This is a genomic window from Caballeronia sp. SBC1 (genome assembly GCF_011493005.1).
Classification (GTDB): Bacteria; Pseudomonadota; Gammaproteobacteria; order Burkholderiales; family Burkholderiaceae; genus Caballeronia.
The window spans coordinates 831,927-849,611 of the sequence record NZ_CP049158.1 but is presented as its reverse complement, the minus strand read 5'-3'; the positions used below and the strand labels follow the sequence as shown (position 1 = coordinate 849,611).

Below are 17,685 nucleotides of genomic sequence, written 5' to 3'. Positions count from 1 at the left end.
TCCGCCCTATCGTGCACAACCCGAAATGGTCAAACCGAAACTCGCCTCGTTGATCGCATAGTCCATCATGTTGCTGTCATGCACGGTGAAAGGGAAAACCCGCCAGTTCGAAAATGATGGCGACTTGATCTTCGCGCGTGCAATGCATGATTGGTCGTCGAAATGCAGCGCGTAGAGCACGCTGCCACGCGACGATTCCGCCCACCCGAGCCCCTCGGCATTTGGCACCCGGTGGCAAGGCTGAAGCAGCGGGCCGGTCGGAACGCCGCGCGTGATGACATCGTCCAGGAATCCTAAGCTGGTCTGGAGTTCCGCGATACGCACCTTCATCCGGGCATACGCATCGCCCTCGCTGCGGGTCGCGACAGCTGGCAGAAGTTCACCGTACGCGGCATACGGGTGATCCCGCCTGAGATCACGGTCGACGCCCGAGGCGCGCTCGATCGGCCCGGTAGCGCCTTGATCAAAGGCGAGTTGCTGACTCAGGGGTGCTGTAGAAATGAGCCGGTCGAGATGACTCGTGGTCCGCTCGATGAGATCGACGTACCGGTCCAGTTCACGCCGGAGCGTAGCGACTCCCTCCGCAATCGCAACCACGTCCAGATCCCGGCGTACGCCGCCCGGCCAGACAATGCTGCGCAGTAGCCGGCTACCCGATGCAAGCGCGTTCATTTGTTTCGTGCGCTCCTCCAGCAGCTTGCCCTGGGCCTCGCCAACCTTTAGCGTGGTCGTGTGGCACAAGTGACCGAGGTAGTGCAAATGGTTGTAGGTACGCTCGAGTTCCGCCGCGATGACACGAAGCCACTGCGCGCGAGGCGGCACGATGCACCCCGAGGCGTCTTCAACGGCCTGCGCATACGCAAGCGCATGCGCGACGGTGTCCACGCCCGATACACGCTCGGCCAGCAGAATGCCTCGTTCGATGTCGATCCCCTCGAACTGTTTCTCCATCCCACGGTGCTTGAGGAACAGGTTGGGGTGATAGTGAAGAATTCCCTCACCAACGTAATAGAAAATGAACTGGGCCGACTCGACCACATCGGCACGCACTGGACCGAACGGCAATAACTGAACGTGCTTGCCGGACACTTGCGGCAGTGTTGGTGCCGCAAGTGAGCTCGCAGCGCTCGCATGCGCCGCCCCGCTCGGCTCGAGCGGGCCACGGGCCGTCTGAGGCAGAAATGCGCTCACCAGGCGCTCCGGCTCCGGATGCCCGGCAAACGCGATGCCGCTCATTTCCATGATCTCGCGCTCGTGCCAGCCGAGCAGTGGAGATTTGGCCGCCAGACTTGGGACTGGCTCTTTGCCTACATCGACACGCCAGCTCGTAAATTCCCGCTGGCCGGGCGTGGTCGAGATGTATCGCAATTCCGGCGCGTCCGGTCTCGGAAACCACGCATAGGCCATCTGCATGCAACCTCCCTGATCAAGGAGATCGGCAGCAGCCGCGTTGAGTTCGGCAGGCGTTATGGTCTTGAACAAGCAGTTGTTCATCGCGCTACTCCTCCGAGATCAGCGGCAACCATTTCAAAGAAGTGCCACAGATCTTGCGGCCACCACACGCCGAGCACCAACACCGGCACCAGGGCGAGCCACATCGGGACAGTCATCCAGGCGCTGACGCTCGCCGAGCTATTCGTTCCGCGGTTGTCTGCCGCTGGCTTGATTTCAAAGTACATGGCCCTGAAGTGATTGAGAAAGCCGATGAAGATAACAATCAGCAGCAGCAACATCACGATCACGGCCCAGGCGTTCGAGGTTGCCATTCCAGCACGCATCAATGTCAGTTCGCTCAGAAAGAGACCGAACGGAGGCGCCCCGGTGATCGCGACGGCGCCGGCCAGCCACAGCGCGCCAGTGACGGGAAAGCGGATCCACACGCTGCGTATTTCGCCCATGTCCTTAGTACCGAACACGCGCATGACGTTGCCGGCGCCAAAGAACATGAGCGATTTGTTCAGCGAATGATTGAGCATGTGATACAGCACGGCGGCGATCGCGAGCGGGCCGCCGAATCCGAATCCGAGCGCCAGCACGCCCATGTGCTCGACGCTGGAATAGGCCATCAGCCGCTTGATGCCCTGCTGCTTCACGATGAAGAGCGCGGCGACGAACAGCGAAAATGCGCCGAATGCAACGAGCACCGTGCGCGGCAGCGGCGAGGAACTCGCGGCATCGGTAATCGTGAGGAACCGCGCAATGCCAAGCATCGCCGTATTCAAAAGCGCGCCAGAGAGCATGGCGGACACTGGCGCCGGACCCTCGCTGTGCGCGTCGGGCAGCCAGGTATGCATCGGCGCAAGGCCCGCTTTCGTACCATAGCCCACCAGCACGAGCAAGAACGCCATTTGGGTGAGAGCAGGACTCATCTGCGGGGCCGCACGGCGCAGCGCATCCCAGGTCATGTCGTAGGTCGGGCCGATGACGAGACTTCCCGCCCAGTAGAACAGCACGGTCCCAAGCAGCGCAAGGCTGATGCCAGCCGACACCACGATGATGTATTTCCATGCCGCTTCGATCGCTTCCCTGCCGCGCTCGAAGCCGACGAGGAACGTGCTGACGAGCGTGGTCAACTCGATCGCAATCCAGTAGACGCCGATATTGTTCATGATCGGTCCGCAGATCATCGTTGCCGCGAACAGGGCGAAGAGCGCATAGAAGTTCGGCAGGCGCTCGCGTTCTTCGGCGAGCAAGCGCATGTAGCCAACGGCATAGATGGAAGCGAGGCAATACACGAGCGCGGTGCAAACCAGCGTCCAGGTGGCCAGCGCGTCAACCACTACGTAGTCGTGCAGAAAGCGATACCCGTCCTTGACGTTGCACGCCAGCGAAAGCGCTGCGACTACGCAGACGAACGACGCGATCAGGTTCGCATACTCGGCGACGCGCGCATGGTGGCACGCGGCGCAAATCGCTGCCGCAACGAGGGGGGAAACAACGATCACGATGCTCAACGTTTCGATCATGGTCACCCCACCAGCCGCGTGAGTTCACGGCTGCTCGTGCTGCCGACGTGCTCGACCAGATAACGGACCAACACGCCGAAGCTCACGACGATGACAAGCAGATCGAAGAGCAACACCAGTTCGATCAACATCGGCATGCCGGGCACAAGGATTTGCGAGCCCAGGAAAATGCCGTTCTCCAGGATCAGCAGGCCAAGCACCTGGCTGATTGCCTCATGACGCACTGCCAGCATCAGGAAGCCAATGAGTTTCATGGAGAGCATCACGGTGAGCGCCAGCACCACGACGGTGCCGCCGAAACCCAGCGTGTTGCCCAGATGGTTCGATACGACAAAAGCAAAGAGCACCAGCAGCGCGCCGAGCACGATGCTTGAACTAGGTTGCAAGATGACGTGCAACTCCCGCTCGACTTTCAGCCGAACAATGATTCGCCAGATCAGATAGGGCAGCACCAACCCCCGAAAGAGCGCAGTCAGGATCGCGATCAGGTACAGCTCGTGATAGTTGCCGTAGTAACCCACGGCTCCGGAAAGCACCGCGATCAGCCACGATTCGGCCATGAACGCTAGCAAGTAGTCTTTCAACCAGCGCGAACCCAGCATCACGAACGCAAGCAGGAGGCTGCCGATCGCCAGCAGGCTGAAGAGGGATGCGGCAAGCGGACTCAGATGGGCGAGCGGCATGAGGTGTCACCTAAGTTGGTCACCTGAGCTGGTTGGCGGCGATCGCAAGCACCGCCAGCATGAACGATGCAGCTAACGGCTCCTGATAACGGAAGAAGCGCAGGCGGGATTGCGCTGTCTCGACCAGCACGACGACAAGTGCAATTAGCAGCATGCGCAGGAAAAGCCCGATCGCAGCACCCAGTACACCTAAGGCCGTGCCCCGTTGCGACAGTCCCCATGGCAAGGTCAGCACGTTGCAAAAGATGGTGTAGAGAATGAACTGCTTCATCATCGACGCCCATTTGAGCAGCGCGAGAAGCGAGCCTGAATACTCAAGGATCCGCGCCTCTTCGATCATGTATACCTCGATATGCGTGCTCGAGTGGATCGGCAGACGGTCCGTCTCCACGAGCAGCAAAACAAAAAAGGCGAACACGAGAAAAAGGTGTGCCGGACTCCAGTACACGGAGGGTTGTGCCACCAGCAGATGGTTCACGACGAACGGCAGCATGGCTTTGGCGAGCAGCGTAATGCCGACCAGCACGAGGATCAGCGTCGGTTCCGCGAGGATGCCAAGCATCACCGAGCGGCTCGAGCCAATGCCGCCATAAGCGCTACCTGAATCGAGCCCCGCGAGTACAACAGCAAACGACCCGAGCGTCAGGATGAGGCCGCCGCCCAGGATGTCGCCCATGTCGGATAGCGGTAGCGGAAAGTCGGTGAGCACCGGGATGAGGATCGGTACCGTGAGCATGCAGGTGAACGCCACGACGGGCGCAGCCAAGTAGACCCACGAGGCGGTTTCCGGTACCACGAGTTGCTTGTGGAAGAGCTTCCACAAATCCCGGTACGGCTGGAAGATGCCAGGGCCGCGTGCCCGTTGCACGCGCTCTTCCCATTGCAGGATGACGCCCTGCAGAAGCGGTGACACTGCGATGACGGTCAGAACCTGGGCGATCTGAAGTGCCACGTCGCGCGTGCTCATACGCCCTCCGCGGAAACGAAGGGATGCCCAACATGGCGATGTGTACGGGTCTCAACGCCCGTGCGGATCGCTAGACGATGACGCGACAAAACGTGGCGACAAAGGCGGGAACAAGCGCAACACGGTGACTCGCTGATGCATCCCATATTCTTGTGTTCTTGTAGGCAACAATATGCCCGGGATGCTCAAAGAAACGAGCCGGCGGAAAAATGCCTACCGGCCCCGAAGCGCCCGGGGACCATGTAGGCATCATTAGCCGCTAGGGTGCTAGCGGCGGTTAGGGAGGAATGCCATCTCCGCCAGATTCAAACTTGAGTATAGGTGACGCGCCGACGTGTGCAAGGTCACCGTTCAACTATCTTGGCGAGTGGCCGTAGAGCGAAAAATGCTTCGGCGACTTAGGCGGGGCACCGTCGCCGATCATTCCGAACTCGATGGGAAACCGCGTATAGAACACGTGAACGTTTTCGGCGCGCACGACATCCAGAATGCGTTCGGCTTCATCTTCGGTCAAAGCAAGAATGATCTGCAGCGGCTGATCGGCGAGTTTCAACATGTGCGCTGCATGATGCGCACCCGCGTGGCCGATGCCTTCGGCGCAACTGATGACGGTCGCACCGCGAATCCCAAGTTCGCGAACCTCGTGTAACAGCCACTCGCATACGGTCCGATGGCCATGCTTTCGGTTCTGCTCGGTATAGAACGTCAGTTGATAGCCGTTCATCACCCACCTCCCGTGGCGCAATGGGTACTTTCCGCCGCGAGAGATCTGCTGTGCGGTGCTACGACACGCTGGCAGACTGTCAAGGGCCCCTACCTCTGTTCATTCTAGTGTATGGGTCCGGCGACGCACGATTGTGCAGTGCGATATGGGGCAACACCACGCAGTGCGGAGCGTTTCATTGACCATGCCAATCTGGTTAAGCTTGATCGGGCTGAGCCTTCTTCGCTTCGTCCAGTATCCAGCCGACCATCGTCATATTATTCTCGCGATGGCTTTGATTAGCCGCGAACACCGTTAGCTGACCGCCTTTCATAAGTAAATCCGAATGGCTCGAGAGAGAAACAGGAACTGCCCACCGCTGCCCGCAAGCGCACCGCAGCGAAATGCGCAGGGACAGGCTCGCCCATGCTGCGCGGTATTCGATCAGTTTTTGCGCAGCCAATTATTCAACCTTTGAAAGACTGACAGCGATGGGCTCGCCCTGCGCTCTCGAGTCACCTTCCGAATCGCCTTTCGAGAGGAATATGCGCCTGTACAAATCCTCTCCATAGCTGGTCTGCAAGGGCTCAGCCTCGGTCAACTTGAACGTGCGCTCGCCGTCCGCGCGCCGTTCCGCTCTCAGGAACATCATGCCCTGCGCCTTCCGCTCATGCAGCCCGTGAGCAAGCGTGTACAGATGCGTCACCAATACGATCTTTACGCGCTTCCGCAACAACGCCATGATGATCTGGCGCGCGATCTCGGAACCCTCGCGCTCGTTGGTTGCCGCGAATGACTCGTTGCACAATAGCAGCGAGTGATCGCGGATGTGGTCGACGATTTCGCTCATCCGCTTGAGCTCCTCATCGAGCTTGCCGCTCTTCATCGACGCGTCTTCTTCGCGCTTGTAGTGCGTCAGGATTCCGTCGCATACGTTAGCCGAAAACGACGCCGCCGCGACGAACATTCCGCATTGCATCATGACCTGCGCCTGGCCGACGCCGCGTAAGAACGTCGACTTGCCCCCTTGATTTGCACCGGTGATCACAACGAGGTCGCAGCCATCCCCGGCCACGTCGTTGCCAACGAGCGGATGCGCGGTGCGCAGTGCGAGACTGGCATCGTACAACCCGTGAAAGGCGTACCGCCTTTCACTGCGCGCCAATGGAACAGGAACGCACACATCAAAGCGCAGCCGTGTCAGTTCACGATGCAGATTGACGCATCCAATGTAGAAAGCCAGTTCCGTGCGCAGCATCGTAAAAAAACTCAGTATGTGTTCGGCGGACTGGGCAAGTGCATTCGCGACGAGATTGATGCCGCGCGCCTCCAGTTCCGACAATGCTCTGGCGCCTGCCTCATCCCGCCCCGCGATATGAAACGTCAACGAGCGCGGCCGTTTTGCGAATAACCGCCTCAGAAAATTGGGATCTTTCTGGTGAGGTTTCCGGAGCACGTAGTTGATCCCCTTGTTGCCCTGGCCCAACCCGGCACTGATCAGCACACCGCCGTTGAACCTCAGTTCTTTGAGGCACCGCTGAATTGTCACGAAATACTCGTCCGTCAACTCTCGCTGGATCATTGAGAAAAATTGAGCGAACCCTTCTGATTGAAACTGCGCCGCCTGCGTGTCGGCGACATCTCGCAGCTTCTTCAGCACGCCCACGAATTGCTGAATCAAGTCACGTGCGCCGTGCAGCACCGAACTGGGAGACCCCGAAAACACCCCGTAATAGCACTTTCGCTTCGTTTCAATCCCCTCGATCGCAATAGCATAAAGCTGTCTCACTGCTGCTTCGAATAGGATGCAGTCGCTAAGGACTGCCTGACGATAAGCAATTTCATTCAAGTCAATTGAACTCGCCGGCACCACCCGTTTGATCACGTCGTAGACAAACGTGTCGCCCTGCGCCATCGCCTGATAAAGCGCGTTCAACTCCAGGTCCTGTACGAGCGCCGCCTCATTCCACACGGCCTCCTGGCACATATCCTGGTCCCGGTCCCGGTATAAAAGATAGGCTTTCATAGCCCGATCCGCTCCGTCAGATGATCATAGGTCAGGCCGTAAAGCTCCGCGACCGACACCGCATAGGCCCGCCCATCAGCGGGCCGTCTTCTCACGCGGAAGGTGCGAGAAGCCGGGTCTTCGGGCTTGACTTCGCTCACCATGCTCACAGCCCGGTCATCGATCTGAGCGAGCTCTTCGATAAATGTCACGCAAACGCACAAGGCATCACGTCCCAGTATCTCGTCGATTATTTTCCTGCTTAGAAACAGCGCGTCGGTCAGCGTGGTAGAGCTGAATATTTCGTTCATGATAATGACGCTTCGTGACGTGGTGTGCGCCAGGATTTGATGAACACGCATCAGGTCGTCCTGGAGCTTGCCACGCAAGTCTTTCGTATTCTCTTCGCGTTCGAAGTGCGTAAAAATATGGTCGCATAGAAAAAGCGCGGCGTTCCGGCCCGGCACCGGACAGCCTATCTTAGCCAGATAATGCAGTTGTCCGAACATGCGGGCAAACGTCGTTTTCCCACCGTTGTTAGGTCCCGAAACGACAATCAGGCGCTCTTCGTCATCGAGATGGCATTCGTTACAGACCACACGCGCTTTCTCGTTAGCGAGCTTGTGCGCGAGCGCCAGATCAAATGTCTCGTCGCAGTGCATGGCTTTACTGGTTGACGACATACGTGGGTAGCAAAAGCTCAAACCCACCGATTTGCAGATGCCGATGTAGTCGCGGTACGCCAGATAGAACTGAACTTCACGGTCAAACGTCTGGATCGTGGCGTCGAGATAGTCCGTGTTGTTCGCGCAGTATGTAGAGAGTTCGACAAACACCTGCGGGTGAAGCTGCTCGACAAAATCCAGTACACGCGCTTCGACATGGTTCATGTCCAGCCAATCGCGCAGCTCTGCGCGGTGATCCTTGACCGCTCCTTGCTTGAATTTTTCGAAGATCCTCAGGACGTCGGCACTGTGATCGATTTCTGCATCATAGTGAAGCACCGTAACCGCACTCCCCTTGATGCGAACGCAATATCGAATCGCCGCCAGACTCTTCTTGATACGGATCGCGTCACGCATGAGCGCCTGAAAGCGAGCCGATGCGACATACGCGTTCAGGGTTCGATGAAACTCACGCAGTCCTTTCGATCCTAACGCCGTCAATGACAGATCACGGGCAAAAGTCTCGAGCGTCTGGCAATACACCGCAACCGCTTCGAGGAACCACCACTCACTTTGGAGCAGGTAGTGGAGCTTGTCCGCCTGTGCCAAATGCTGGCGCATCTTGCGCATGCCAGCAGCGAAAGCGTTGATGCTGTCGAGCACGGCGACGTTATCGAGGTCCCGCATGACCTCATGCCGGTAGGTGATCGCTTCCTCGCGCACCAGCTCGGTGTGGAAGAACGGCTTGAGCTTGTATTCGTCCCTCCCCATCGTGACCGCCGAGACGATCTGGTCGAGATTGAGATCGCCGAAGAACGCCGGCTCCGGGATATCGTCGGGCCTTGGGCCGTCTTCTGGCTTTTCGAACAGGATGCTGTGAAAGACCATGCGTATCCCCTTCATCCCTTCTTGTTTGAAGCTCACACTCCCGCCTCCGCAGACGAGGCCGGATAGTCCGTTTGCCGGTCCCCCTCTACCTTGGTACAGACAGACCGACCGAGCGGCGCAACAGGACAGTCCCTACGCCCGGATTGAGTCGAATGTCGTAAGAGAGACCCGTAGGCCGATATCCGAGAGATAGCTGCCCCATCATGCTTCCTTGCGCGCAGGGCAACGCTCCGCGATCAACGCAGAAACGCGGAGAGACTGACCGGACGGTGATGGAAACTGGGATCGTGCGCCGAACTAACTAAGGCGCATGTTTTAAGGCAAGTGAAACCGTTGGACGCGCGCCCACAGTGCCATACCCAGGCCTGTAGGCATCATCAGCCCGTTGCGGGCGGTTGCGGAGGAATGCCATCTCCGACGTCAATTTAAAGTCTACGCCTCGCAAGATGCAGGCACAACCCCCTTGCCAGTCGGTGTTTCGAGCAGACGATTCACGCGGTCCGGGACCGATTTTCGACCTCCAGGTTGAACACGCATGGTGAGGCGCAGCTAAATGATTGCTACACGAGCATGCGGTCAAGCGCGCTAGTGCTGCGTACGCAATCGGTCTCACCTTGCAGCAGGAAGCCATGCAAACCCACTCAACGCGACTAAGCGCCGACGAACTTCAGGCTCCTGCCGTCACGTCATCAGCCTCCCGAAGTGCACTCCACGACTGCTCTGCTTGACTCATGCTGCGACGCGTTACAGGTCGTCCCCGTGCCGCGACCCCATCCCAAACTCTCAGCACCGGCATCGTGCAAACCCTCAGGAAATGCCGCTTGCATCGGCATTTTGTTGCGGTTATATTGAACTGCGATATCACTTATCACTATGAGATAACTTATGAACAACGACATTCTTGTTTCGAACCATGGCCGTGTTGCTGTCATTACGCTGAATCGTCCGGCTCGCCTGAACGCGTGGACAACGGCGATGCGCGACATGATTATCGAAGCGCTGCAAGACCTGGATGCCGACGACGGCGTTGCCGCGATCATCATGACCGGCGCGGGCGATCGCGCATTCTCGGCGGGCCAGGACTTGTCGGAAGCGCACGACTTCGACGGTGCAAGAGCCGTGGAGTGGGTCAAGGAATGGGAGCGTTACTACACCGTGCTCCGCAGCCTGAAAAAACCGCTCGTGATGGCGCTGAATGGCACGGCCGCGGGTTCGGCGTTCCAGGTCGCGTTGCTCGGCGATATCCGGGTGGGACATCCCGGGGTGCGCATGGGGCAGCCGGAAATTAACGCGGGCATTGCCAGCACCACAGGCCCATGGATCATGAATTCCATGCTGGGCATGTCACGCACGATCGAACTCACGCTTAGCGGCCGCCTGATGGAAGCAGACGAGTGTTATCGCATTGGACTCATTCATCACCTGGTTGCCCAGGAGGAAGTGTTTGCGAAAGCGCTCGAAATTGCCAACGAACTCGCGGCCAAGCCGCCCGTCGCCATGCGGCTGGACAAGCAGCGATTCCGCGAGATGACGGAGGCCGGTTTTCGCGACTCCATTGAATCGGGCGCACGCATTCAACGCGAGGCCTACGACTCCGGGGAACCGGCCCGGATGATGGAGGTCTTTTTCCAGCAGCGGGCAAAGTAAGCCCCGGCGAAGCGGAGGCCGACGCCGCCGCGCGCGACTATTCGCGACTATTCATCTCATCTAGTGCGGGAGACCAGGCATGACTCAAGACTTCAATGCGACCCGACGGCGCATGTTCCAGGGTGCGGGCGCAATTGCGCTTGCCGGTTTGATGCCGGCGCTGGCCGGCGCCCAGTCAAAGCAGATCGTTGTCTCCGATCCGGGTGGTCCCTATACGGCAGCGTATCGCAACGCCTTCTACGACCCGTTCGAGAAAGCGACCGGCATCAAGGTGATCAGTGTCGCGCGCGAGTCCCAGCCCGTCGCGCAGTTGTCGGCCATGGTCCAGACAAGGAATTACGTCTGGGACGTGACCACGCTTACGCTCTCGGCCGATATTCCGTATCTTGAATCGAAGGGTTATCTCGAACCGATCGGGATGAAGGCCAGCGACTATCCCGATCTGATGCCGGAGGCCGTGACGGCGAACTGGCTGGGGGTCGACGTGTATTCAACCGTGCTCGCGTATCGGCAGGACAAGTTTGCGCAGAACGGCCCGAAATCGTGGGCGGACTTCTGGGACGTCGCACGATTTCCGGGCCGGCGCTGCCTCAGGCGCAGCCCGCTGGACACCCTCGAACAGGCGCTTCTCGCCGACGGCGTACCGCTCGACAAACTTTACCCGCTTGACGTCGACCGCGCCTTCAGGAGTCTGGACAAGATCAAGCCTCATGTAAGCATTTGGTGGACCTCAGGCGCGCAGGCAATGCAGGCGATCCAGAGCGGCGACGTCGACATGATCTCAACGTGGAACGGTCGTGCGCAGGCTGCCATCGACGCCGGCGCGCCGGTGAAGATCGTCTGGAACCAAGGACTCTATTCCATTGAAGGTTGGGGCATTCCGAAAGGCACGCCTCGAGCGGAAATGGCAAAGCAGTTCGTGCGTTTTTGCGCCGACGCGAAGCGCCAGGCCATGCTAACGGAGACCCTTGCGTATGGACCGACCAATAAGAAATCGTTCGATTCGATCTCGCCCAAGCGTGCAGCACTACTACCTACCTCACCGGATAACGTTCGCGACATGCGCCTGCCTAGCCCTCAATGGTGGGAAAACAATCGCCAGATGGTCACTGAGCGGTTCAACTCCTGGATCATTTCCTGAGGAACGATGTCATGAGCGCAAAACTCGACACTATCGGCATCGCGAAAAACTACGGTGAAACCGTCGCGCTGTCACCGACCGACCTGAGCGTTCAGGCAGGCGAATTCCTGACGCTGCTGGGTCCTTCCGGCTCCGGCAAGACAACCTTGCTGCAGATGATTTCCGGACTGGTCTCGCCTACGGCGGGCCGCATCGAAATCGACGGAAAAGACGTCACGGATATAGAACCGGGCAAGCGCGGAATCGGCATGGTGTTCCAGAGTTATGCGCTCTTCCCTCACATGAGCGTGTGGGACAACGTGGCGTATGGCCTGCGCATGCGTCGTCAATCTCGCGATGAAGTAAAACGGTCGGTAGCCGACGCGCTCACGATGGTTCGCATGACTGATTATGCGAAGCGCTATCCGAAAGAACTTTCCGGCGGACAACAACAGCGTATCGCCCTCGCTCGCTGCTTCGCCTACCGGCCTTCGGTCATCCTGCTCGACGAGCCCCTCGGTGCACTGGACAAGAAACTTCGGGAGCATATGCAGTCCGAGATCCGCAGGCTGCACAAGGAGCTTGGTGCGACCTTCGTTTATGTCACCCACGATCAGGACGAGGCGCTCACGCTTTCGGATCGCATCTGCCTGATGAACCAGGCCCGCATTGAACAGATTGGCACGCCGGCCGATCTCTATGATCGTCCGGCCACGCGCTTCGCGGCACAGTTCATCGGTCATTCAAACTTGCTTGAGGGGGCACTTGATGACGCGCGTGGCCCAGATGGTGAGGACATCCTGCTGAGCGCAGGCGGTCGTATACCGTTGCCGCAAGCGGGCATGGCCGGGGCCGAGTCGAAACATTGCCTGCTGGTACGTCCGGAAGCGCCGCGGCTCGTGCCACCCAAGAGCGGCTTTGTGGATGGCACGATCTCCGACATTGTGTTTTTTGGCAGCGATTCACGCGTCCAACTGACAATGCGAGACGGCACATCCTTCACCGTGCGATGCGAGCGCAACATCATGCCGCGTGTCGGCGAAACCGTGGGTGTTGTATGGGACCCGAGCCGCACCACGCTACTGCGAGCCTGAGGATAACCATGACCGTCGCCCTGTATGTACAACGTTCCCCTGACGCCGCCCGCAAGCGCCGCTTCGCGTGGCTGGCGAGCGGCATGCGCTTCCTGCCAATCTTGCCAACGTTGCTTTTCCTGCTGGTGTTCTTCATTTTTCCTGTCGGCGAAATCCTGCAGGGTGGGCTTTTCAACGCGGACGGTAGCTTGGGGTTCGGGCAGTTCCAGCGGATTGCTCACACGCCCGTGTATGCGAAGGTGCTATGGATCACCTTCTCGATCTCGTTCATGACGGCAGCCTTCTCGGTGCTGCTCGGCTATCCGGTCGCGTACCTGCTTAGCCGCTTGTCCGCCCGTTCGCGTGAACGCTGGCTGCTGTGGATCATGCTGCCGTTCTGGACCAGCTATATCGTCAAGACCTACGCGTGGATGCTGCTGCTATCGAAAACGGGCGTGCTGTCCACCATCGCCCTTTCGCTCGGGCTTGTGAAGGAAACCAGCGGCACGATTCCCTCACTGACGGGGGTGCTGATCGGCATGGTCCACGCCATGTTGCCGCTCGCCGTGATGACCATGCTGCCTGTCATGCGTGGTATTGACGACCGCCTGGCGCAAGCTGCCGAAACGCTCGGTGCGGATCGCGGCACCAGCTTCTTCACGATTTTCCTGCCACTGTCGTCGCCGGGCGTGGCGGCCGCTGGCTTGCTGGTGTTCATCACAAGTCTTGGCTTCTTTATTGTGCCGGCGCTGCTTGGCTCGCCGAAACAAACGATGATCGCGCAGCTCGTGATCTCGTCAGTGCTTGATCTTTTCGACATGCGCTTTGCTGGCGCGCTGTCGACCGTGCTGCTGGTCTGCTCGATCATTATTTTCTTTGTCTACGACCGGCTGGTCGGGCTAACTTCACTCACCGGCGATGTCCCCGACAAACGCCGCGGCGGACGCGCCCAGGGGGCCAAGCTCGCCATGCTGATCATGTTTGGCAGGCTCGCCGCTCCGCTTGTTCGTCGCAGGGAGGGCCGAGCCGTTACCGGCGTGGGTCCATTGCGCGTCTATACCTTCATGGTGCTAGCCGTACTGGTTGCACCCATCTTGTCCATCATTCCGTATGCGTTCACTCGCAGCGACTACATTGCATTTCCACCAACCCTGTTCAGCCTCAAGTGGTTCTCGACGTTCCTGCATTCGCCCGTCTGGCAAAGCGCGCTGATCCGTTCGTTCGAAGTCGGCTTTGCAACCGCGCTGCTTGCCCTTACGCTTGGTTTCGGCGCGACTCTCGCGCTCACCCGCATGTCGTCCCGCGCAAGCAAGCCGATGTTCGCGTTGCTCGTCGCCCCCCTGATCGTGCCGCGCATCGTGGTAGCGGTGGGTTTGCTTTATCTGTTCGCGCGGCTGGGATTGACCGGCACGAATACCGGCCTGGTCGTGGGTCACACCGTATTGGCAATCCCCTATGTGGTGGTCACGCTTGCAGCAGGTTTCAGGCAGTTCGACTGGCGCCTCGACGACGCAGCGCGCGTCATGGGAGCGTCGCCGTTGCGGCGTGTCACCACAATCTTGCTGCCGCTGCTCGCGACAAGCCTCGTGGCGGCATTCCTGTTCGCGTTTATTGTTTCCTTCGATGACCTGACTATCGCAATCTTCGTAAGCGGTGGCATCAACAGCACTCTGCCGAAGCAGATGTGGGACGACATCCAGCTTGCGATCACGCCGACGCTCGCGGCTGTATCAACCACGCTGATTGTCCTGATTGCGTTGATTGTTTTTCTTTCCTCCTATCTGAAACGTGACACCCGTTAAACGTGACACTCCACAAGCGTGACGCCCGCTGACTTCCGGTTTTCCAAAGACATAACCATGCACGCTTATTCCGAGTATTTTCCCCAACGTCATCCGAACGACGCGCTGGACTGCGCGCCGCTGATCGCGGCCGGTCTGCACCGAACGCCCAAAGCGGCTTTTCTGCACCTCGACGACAGTGTGATCACCTATGCCGAAGCCGCGAAGCGCATCGCGCAACTGCAGGGTTGGTTTCAGCAGCACGGCCTCGTCGCAGGCGACCGCGTCGCGGTGATGCTCGGCAACAGTGCGGCCCACATTCACTTGATCTATGCGCTGATCGTCAGCGGCCTTGTATGGGTACCAGTCAATACCAAGCTACGCCGCGCCGGACTCGAGTACCTGCTTCATCACGCGGAGCCGAAGCTTCTTGTGTCAGAACCCGCATTCAACAGTGTTGTTGCGGACATCGATCCCGGCACGGCAAGCCGCGTCGAAGTGCCGGAGTACGAGCCGGGCGCCAGCGCGCAGCCGGTGCAAACCCTGTCGATTGCACCTCACCTCCCGCTTTGCGTGATCTATACGTCTGGTACGACCGGGGCGCCCAAGGGGGTTGTGTTCACGCATCGCATGATGCGCATCGCCAGCGAGGCCGCGCTGCAGGTCGCTGACGTGCGCGAGGGAGACCGGTTGCTCCTTTGGGAGCCGCTGTGCCATATCGGTGGCGCGCAGATGCTTCTGCTGCCATTCCTCGAAGCTGTCGAACTGCATGTGGTGCCGCGCTTTTCCGCAACGAAGTTCTGGGCGCAGGTCGAGCGTTCGCGCACGACTCAGCTTCACTATCTCGGCGGCATTCTCGATATCCTCATGCAGCTTCCCGCGGCCGCTCAGCCCGCGCGGCACAGTATCCGCGTCGCCTGGGGTGCTGGCGTGGCTGCGTCGTCCTGGCACGCGATTGAGGCGCGGCTGCAAGTCCGCCTGCGCGAGTGCTACGGCATGACCGAATGCTCGAGCTTCGCGACGCTCAATACAACGGGGACGCCCGGCTCGATCGGCAAGCCCCTGCCATGGATTGACCTGGAGTTGCTCGACGAGCAGGGCTTGCCGGTGAAGGACAGTGAGGCGGGAGAAATCGTATTATCGAGTCGTGTGGAAGGAGCCTTCCTCCCGGCTTACCTGAAAAACGAGACTGCAACGCACGCGGCCATGCGCAACGGAAAGCTTTACACCGGCGACAGCGCCCGCCGTGACGCCGCGGGCAATCTATTCTTCGTCGGCCGTCGCACGGACAGCATGCGGGTGCGCGGCGAGAATGTTTCGGCGTGGGAGGTAGAGCGCGTTTTTGCAAACCATCCGGCAATCAGTGCGAGCGCGGCGATCGGCGTGATATCGGAAATTGGCGAGCAGGATATCCTGCTCCATGTACAGTTCAAGGATTCCCCTGTCGAGTGGGAGTCTCTGCTGGCATGGGCGGCGCCGCGCCTCGCAAGTTTCCAGTTGCCGCGCTATTACCGCGCCGTGGCGCAGTTCGAACTAACACCCAGCGAGCGCATCAAGAAGCACTTGTTGCCGCGCGATCCTACAGATGCATGGGACTGCACGCAGATGACCAGTGTTATCGTTAATAGATAAAGGTCTATCTGTATGCGATAATTCAGGCCAACATTCAACTGGCCGATATTTATCGTGACAAAGGCATCTCTCAAGAATCCAGGACGGAAAAAGAGCGCCGTCAACGCTGAAGGTGCGCCCATTGCGGACCCCACTGCTTCGTCGCTCTACGTTCAGTCGGTCGAAAAAGCGATGACAGTGCTTACTGCATTCGACGGCAGCAAGCGCCAGTTGTCGCTGTCCGAGATTGCATCGCTCACCGGTTTTGACCTGAGCGCGACGCAGCGCTTTACGTTCACGCTAGCGGCGCTTGGCTATTTGTTCAAGGATCCGGAAAGCAGGAAGTATGAACTGTCGCCAAAGCTGCTCGACTTCACCTATCACTATCTTACGTCTAACGAACTAGTCAGCCGCGCGACCCCTTATTTGCAGCAACTGGGCTCTGAAACCGAAGAGGCCACGAACCTTACCGTGCTCGACGATACGGATATTGTGTTCGTGCTTCGCATTGTCAGCCGCAACGTATTCAATGCGCACGTGATCACCGGATCGCGCTTGCCAGCCTATTGCACGGCTCCGGGCCTTGCCATTCTTGCTACGCTTAGCGACGGCGAAGTCGAAGATATCCTCGCGCGTACGAACCTGATTGCGTACACGCCTTCGACAGTGCATCAGCCCCGCAAGATCAAGGACCGCATCGCGCAAATCCGCAAGCAGGGATATGCACACACCGAAGACGAATACTTCGTCAGCGACATTTCAACAGCCGCGGCGATTACCAATTCACATGGGCGTGCAGTTGGCGCGGTGAACATCGCGGTCGCCCGGCCGCGCTGGCAAGCCGAGCGAGACGAGCAGCGCTTTGCGGATCTCGTGATTTCCACCGCGTCCGCCATCTCTTCAAGACGGCGAACCGAATGATGTGCGATAAACCCGTTTAAGCCGCATTCGAACAGGCCGGCCGCACATTGATCTTCAGCCCTTATTGCACACCGCACGCAATATGAACTCTCCGGCTGTACCCGGGACGACAACCGCTGGAGCGTCTTGCTCCGGCGGCAGAGAAGCGAGGACATTACCTTGCGCATCGTAAAACATCAGTGCGTTCACGAGGAGTGTTCTGCCCTGACAGTCCGCAATGTATTGTGTCCTGACCTCCTTGGCGGGACGTCCGAGCTGCACGTCCGTCTCTACCGTCAAGACCGTCCGAGTCCAGGCGTTGATGTTGTCGCCACTGCGAGCAATAGAGTCGGTATCAACGCTTATGGCCTCCGCCGGGTTCGTGAAGACCTGGACCCAATCCGACGCAATCGCCGAAGCCGACGATAAAAGCAGAAATGCGCCGATCGCAAGTATTCTATTCATGTTTGATCTTTATAATTTTGAGTTCCTGCCGGTTGGCGGGAAATATCTAAGCCAGATACAGATATCGTAACAGGCAGTGTGTGAGCGAGATTCTGTTTGTCTTCTGGTTTGAACGTCACACGCGATGACCGCGATAAAACGATTCGAATTCTTCAGCGCATCCACCCTGCGCGACGGCCCGGGCAGCGTGACGAGTGCCCGTCAGATGGTC

15 protein-coding genes and 2 riboswitches are annotated in these 17,685 nt (G+C 58.9%); of the genes, 6 read left to right on the top strand and 9 right to left on the bottom strand.

Annotated features, from left to right (window positions below):
• Positions 1-6: 6 nt before the first annotated feature.
• The 8 genes from SBC1_RS30690 to SBC1_RS30655 form a co-directional block, all read right to left on the bottom strand.
• Positions 7-1,494, bottom strand: a complete 1,488-nt coding sequence (locus tag SBC1_RS30690; protein ID WP_165103962.1) for an NADH-quinone oxidoreductase subunit C — start codon at positions 1,492-1,494, stop codon at positions 7-9.
• A complete protein-coding gene (locus SBC1_RS30685) occupies positions 1,491-2,966 on the bottom strand; it encodes a hydrogenase 4 subunit F (RefSeq protein ID WP_165103960.1) in 1,476 nt (491 codons plus the stop codon). Before SBC1_RS30685 ends, SBC1_RS30690 begins: the two co-directional genes overlap by 4 nt.
• Positions 2,967-2,968: 2 nt before the next feature.
• Positions 2,969-3,649, bottom strand: a complete 681-nt coding sequence (locus tag SBC1_RS30680) for a hydrogenase (RefSeq protein WP_165103957.1) — start codon at positions 3,647-3,649, stop codon at positions 2,969-2,971.
• A gap of 19 nt (positions 3,650-3,668) precedes the next feature.
• Complete coding sequence (locus tag SBC1_RS30675; RefSeq protein WP_165103955.1) at positions 3,669-4,616, bottom strand: respiratory chain complex I subunit 1 family protein; 948 nt, start codon at positions 4,614-4,616, stop codon at positions 3,669-3,671.
• Positions 4,617-4,852: 236 nt separating this feature from the next.
• Positions 4,853-4,923, bottom strand: a riboswitch (Fluoride riboswitch).
• A gap of 48 nt (positions 4,924-4,971) precedes the next feature.
• Positions 4,972-5,340 carry a DUF190 domain-containing protein gene (locus SBC1_RS30670; RefSeq protein WP_165103952.1) on the bottom strand — a complete coding sequence of 123 codons (369 nt, stop codon included), beginning with the start codon at positions 5,338-5,340 and terminating at the stop codon, positions 4,972-4,974.
• 196 nt (positions 5,341-5,536) lie between these two features.
• Positions 5,537-5,782, bottom strand: coding sequence for a hypothetical protein (locus SBC1_RS30665; protein WP_165103950.1), 246 nt, complete (start codon positions 5,780-5,782; stop codon positions 5,537-5,539).
• The gene (locus SBC1_RS30660; protein ID WP_165103947.1) at positions 5,783-7,345 is read right to left on the bottom strand and encodes a DNA mismatch repair protein MutS; all 1,563 of its coding nucleotides are present in this window, start codon (positions 7,343-7,345) and stop codon (positions 5,783-5,785) included.
• Positions 7,342-8,913, bottom strand: a complete 1,572-nt coding sequence (locus SBC1_RS30655; protein ID WP_241202377.1) for a hypothetical protein — start codon at positions 8,911-8,913, stop codon at positions 7,342-7,344. Before SBC1_RS30655 ends, SBC1_RS30660 begins: the two co-directional genes overlap by 4 nt.
• 325 nt (positions 8,914-9,238) lie before the next feature.
• Positions 9,239-9,302, bottom strand: a riboswitch (Fluoride riboswitch).
• A gap of 460 nt (positions 9,303-9,762) precedes the next feature.
• On the opposite strand from SBC1_RS30655, the gene SBC1_RS30650 reads away from it, so the two are divergent.
• From SBC1_RS30650 to SBC1_RS30625, 6 genes are all read left to right on the top strand, one after another.
• The gene (locus SBC1_RS30650) at positions 9,763-10,524 is read left to right on the top strand and encodes an enoyl-CoA hydratase/isomerase family protein (protein WP_165103945.1); all 762 of its coding nucleotides are present in this window, start codon (positions 9,763-9,765) and stop codon (positions 10,522-10,524) included.
• 79 nt (positions 10,525-10,603) lie between these two features.
• The gene (locus tag SBC1_RS30645; protein WP_165103942.1) at positions 10,604-11,665 is read left to right on the top strand and encodes an ABC transporter substrate-binding protein; all 1,062 of its coding nucleotides are present in this window, start codon (positions 10,604-10,606) and stop codon (positions 11,663-11,665) included.
• 11 nt (positions 11,666-11,676) lie between these two features.
• Positions 11,677-12,738, top strand: coding sequence for an ABC transporter ATP-binding protein (locus SBC1_RS30640; protein WP_165103940.1), 1,062 nt, complete (start codon positions 11,677-11,679; stop codon positions 12,736-12,738).
• 8 nt (positions 12,739-12,746) lie between these two features.
• Positions 12,747-14,519: an ABC transporter permease subunit gene (locus SBC1_RS30635; protein ID WP_165103937.1), complete on the top strand. Its 1,773-nt coding sequence runs from the start codon at positions 12,747-12,749 to the stop codon at positions 14,517-14,519.
• 57 nt (positions 14,520-14,576) lie between these two features.
• A complete protein-coding gene (locus SBC1_RS30630; RefSeq protein ID WP_165103935.1) occupies positions 14,577-16,130 on the top strand; it encodes an AMP-binding protein in 1,554 nt (517 codons plus the stop codon).
• Between the two features lie 54 nt (positions 16,131-16,184).
• Positions 16,185-17,030 (top strand): IclR family transcriptional regulator, encoded by an 846-nt coding sequence (locus SBC1_RS30625; protein WP_165103933.1) that lies wholly within the window; start codon positions 16,185-16,187, stop codon positions 17,028-17,030.
• A 54-nt stretch (positions 17,031-17,084) separates the two neighbouring features.
• Here the strand turns inward: SBC1_RS30625 and SBC1_RS30620 are convergent, their stop codons facing one another.
• Positions 17,085-17,474, bottom strand: coding sequence for a surface-adhesin E family protein (locus SBC1_RS30620; protein ID WP_165103930.1), 390 nt, complete (start codon positions 17,472-17,474; stop codon positions 17,085-17,087).
• Between the last annotated feature and the right edge of the window lie 211 nt (positions 17,475-17,685).

Bases quoted from the DNA above. Each gene is read 5' to 3' on its own strand.
- SBC1_RS30630 (WP_165103935.1), top strand. From the start codon at position 14,577: ATGCACGCTTATTCCGAGTATTTTCCCCAACGTCATCCGAACGACGCG.
- SBC1_RS30675 (WP_165103955.1), bottom strand. From the start codon at position 4,616: ATGAGCACGCGCGACGTGGCACTTCAGATCGCCCAGGTTCTGACCGTC.
- SBC1_RS30650 (WP_165103945.1), top strand. From the start codon at position 9,763: ATGAACAACGACATTCTTGTTTCGAACCATGGCCGTGTTGCTGTCATT.
- SBC1_RS30680 (WP_165103957.1), bottom strand. From the start codon at position 3,649: ATGCCGCTCGCCCATCTGAGTCCGCTTGCCGCATCCCTCTTCAGCCTG.
- SBC1_RS30620 (WP_165103930.1), bottom strand. From the start codon at position 17,474: ATGAATAGAATACTTGCGATCGGCGCATTTCTGCTTTTATCGTCGGCT.
- SBC1_RS30640 (WP_165103940.1), top strand. From the start codon at position 11,677: ATGAGCGCAAAACTCGACACTATCGGCATCGCGAAAAACTACGGTGAA.
- SBC1_RS30670 (WP_165103952.1), bottom strand. From the start codon at position 5,340: ATGAACGGCTATCAACTGACGTTCTATACCGAGCAGAACCGAAAGCAT.
- SBC1_RS30645 (WP_165103942.1), top strand. From the start codon at position 10,604: ATGACTCAAGACTTCAATGCGACCCGACGGCGCATGTTCCAGGGTGCG.
- SBC1_RS30685 (WP_165103960.1), bottom strand. From the start codon at position 2,966: ATGATCGAAACGTTGAGCATCGTGATCGTTGTTTCCCCCCTCGTTGCG.
- SBC1_RS30660 (WP_165103947.1), bottom strand. From the start codon at position 7,345: ATGAAAGCCTATCTTTTATACCGGGACCGGGACCAGGATATGTGCCAG.
- SBC1_RS30690 (WP_165103962.1), bottom strand. From the start codon at position 1,494: ATGAACAACTGCTTGTTCAAGACCATAACGCCTGCCGAACTCAACGCG.
- SBC1_RS30635 (WP_165103937.1), top strand. From the start codon at position 12,747: ATGACCGTCGCCCTGTATGTACAACGTTCCCCTGACGCCGCCCGCAAG.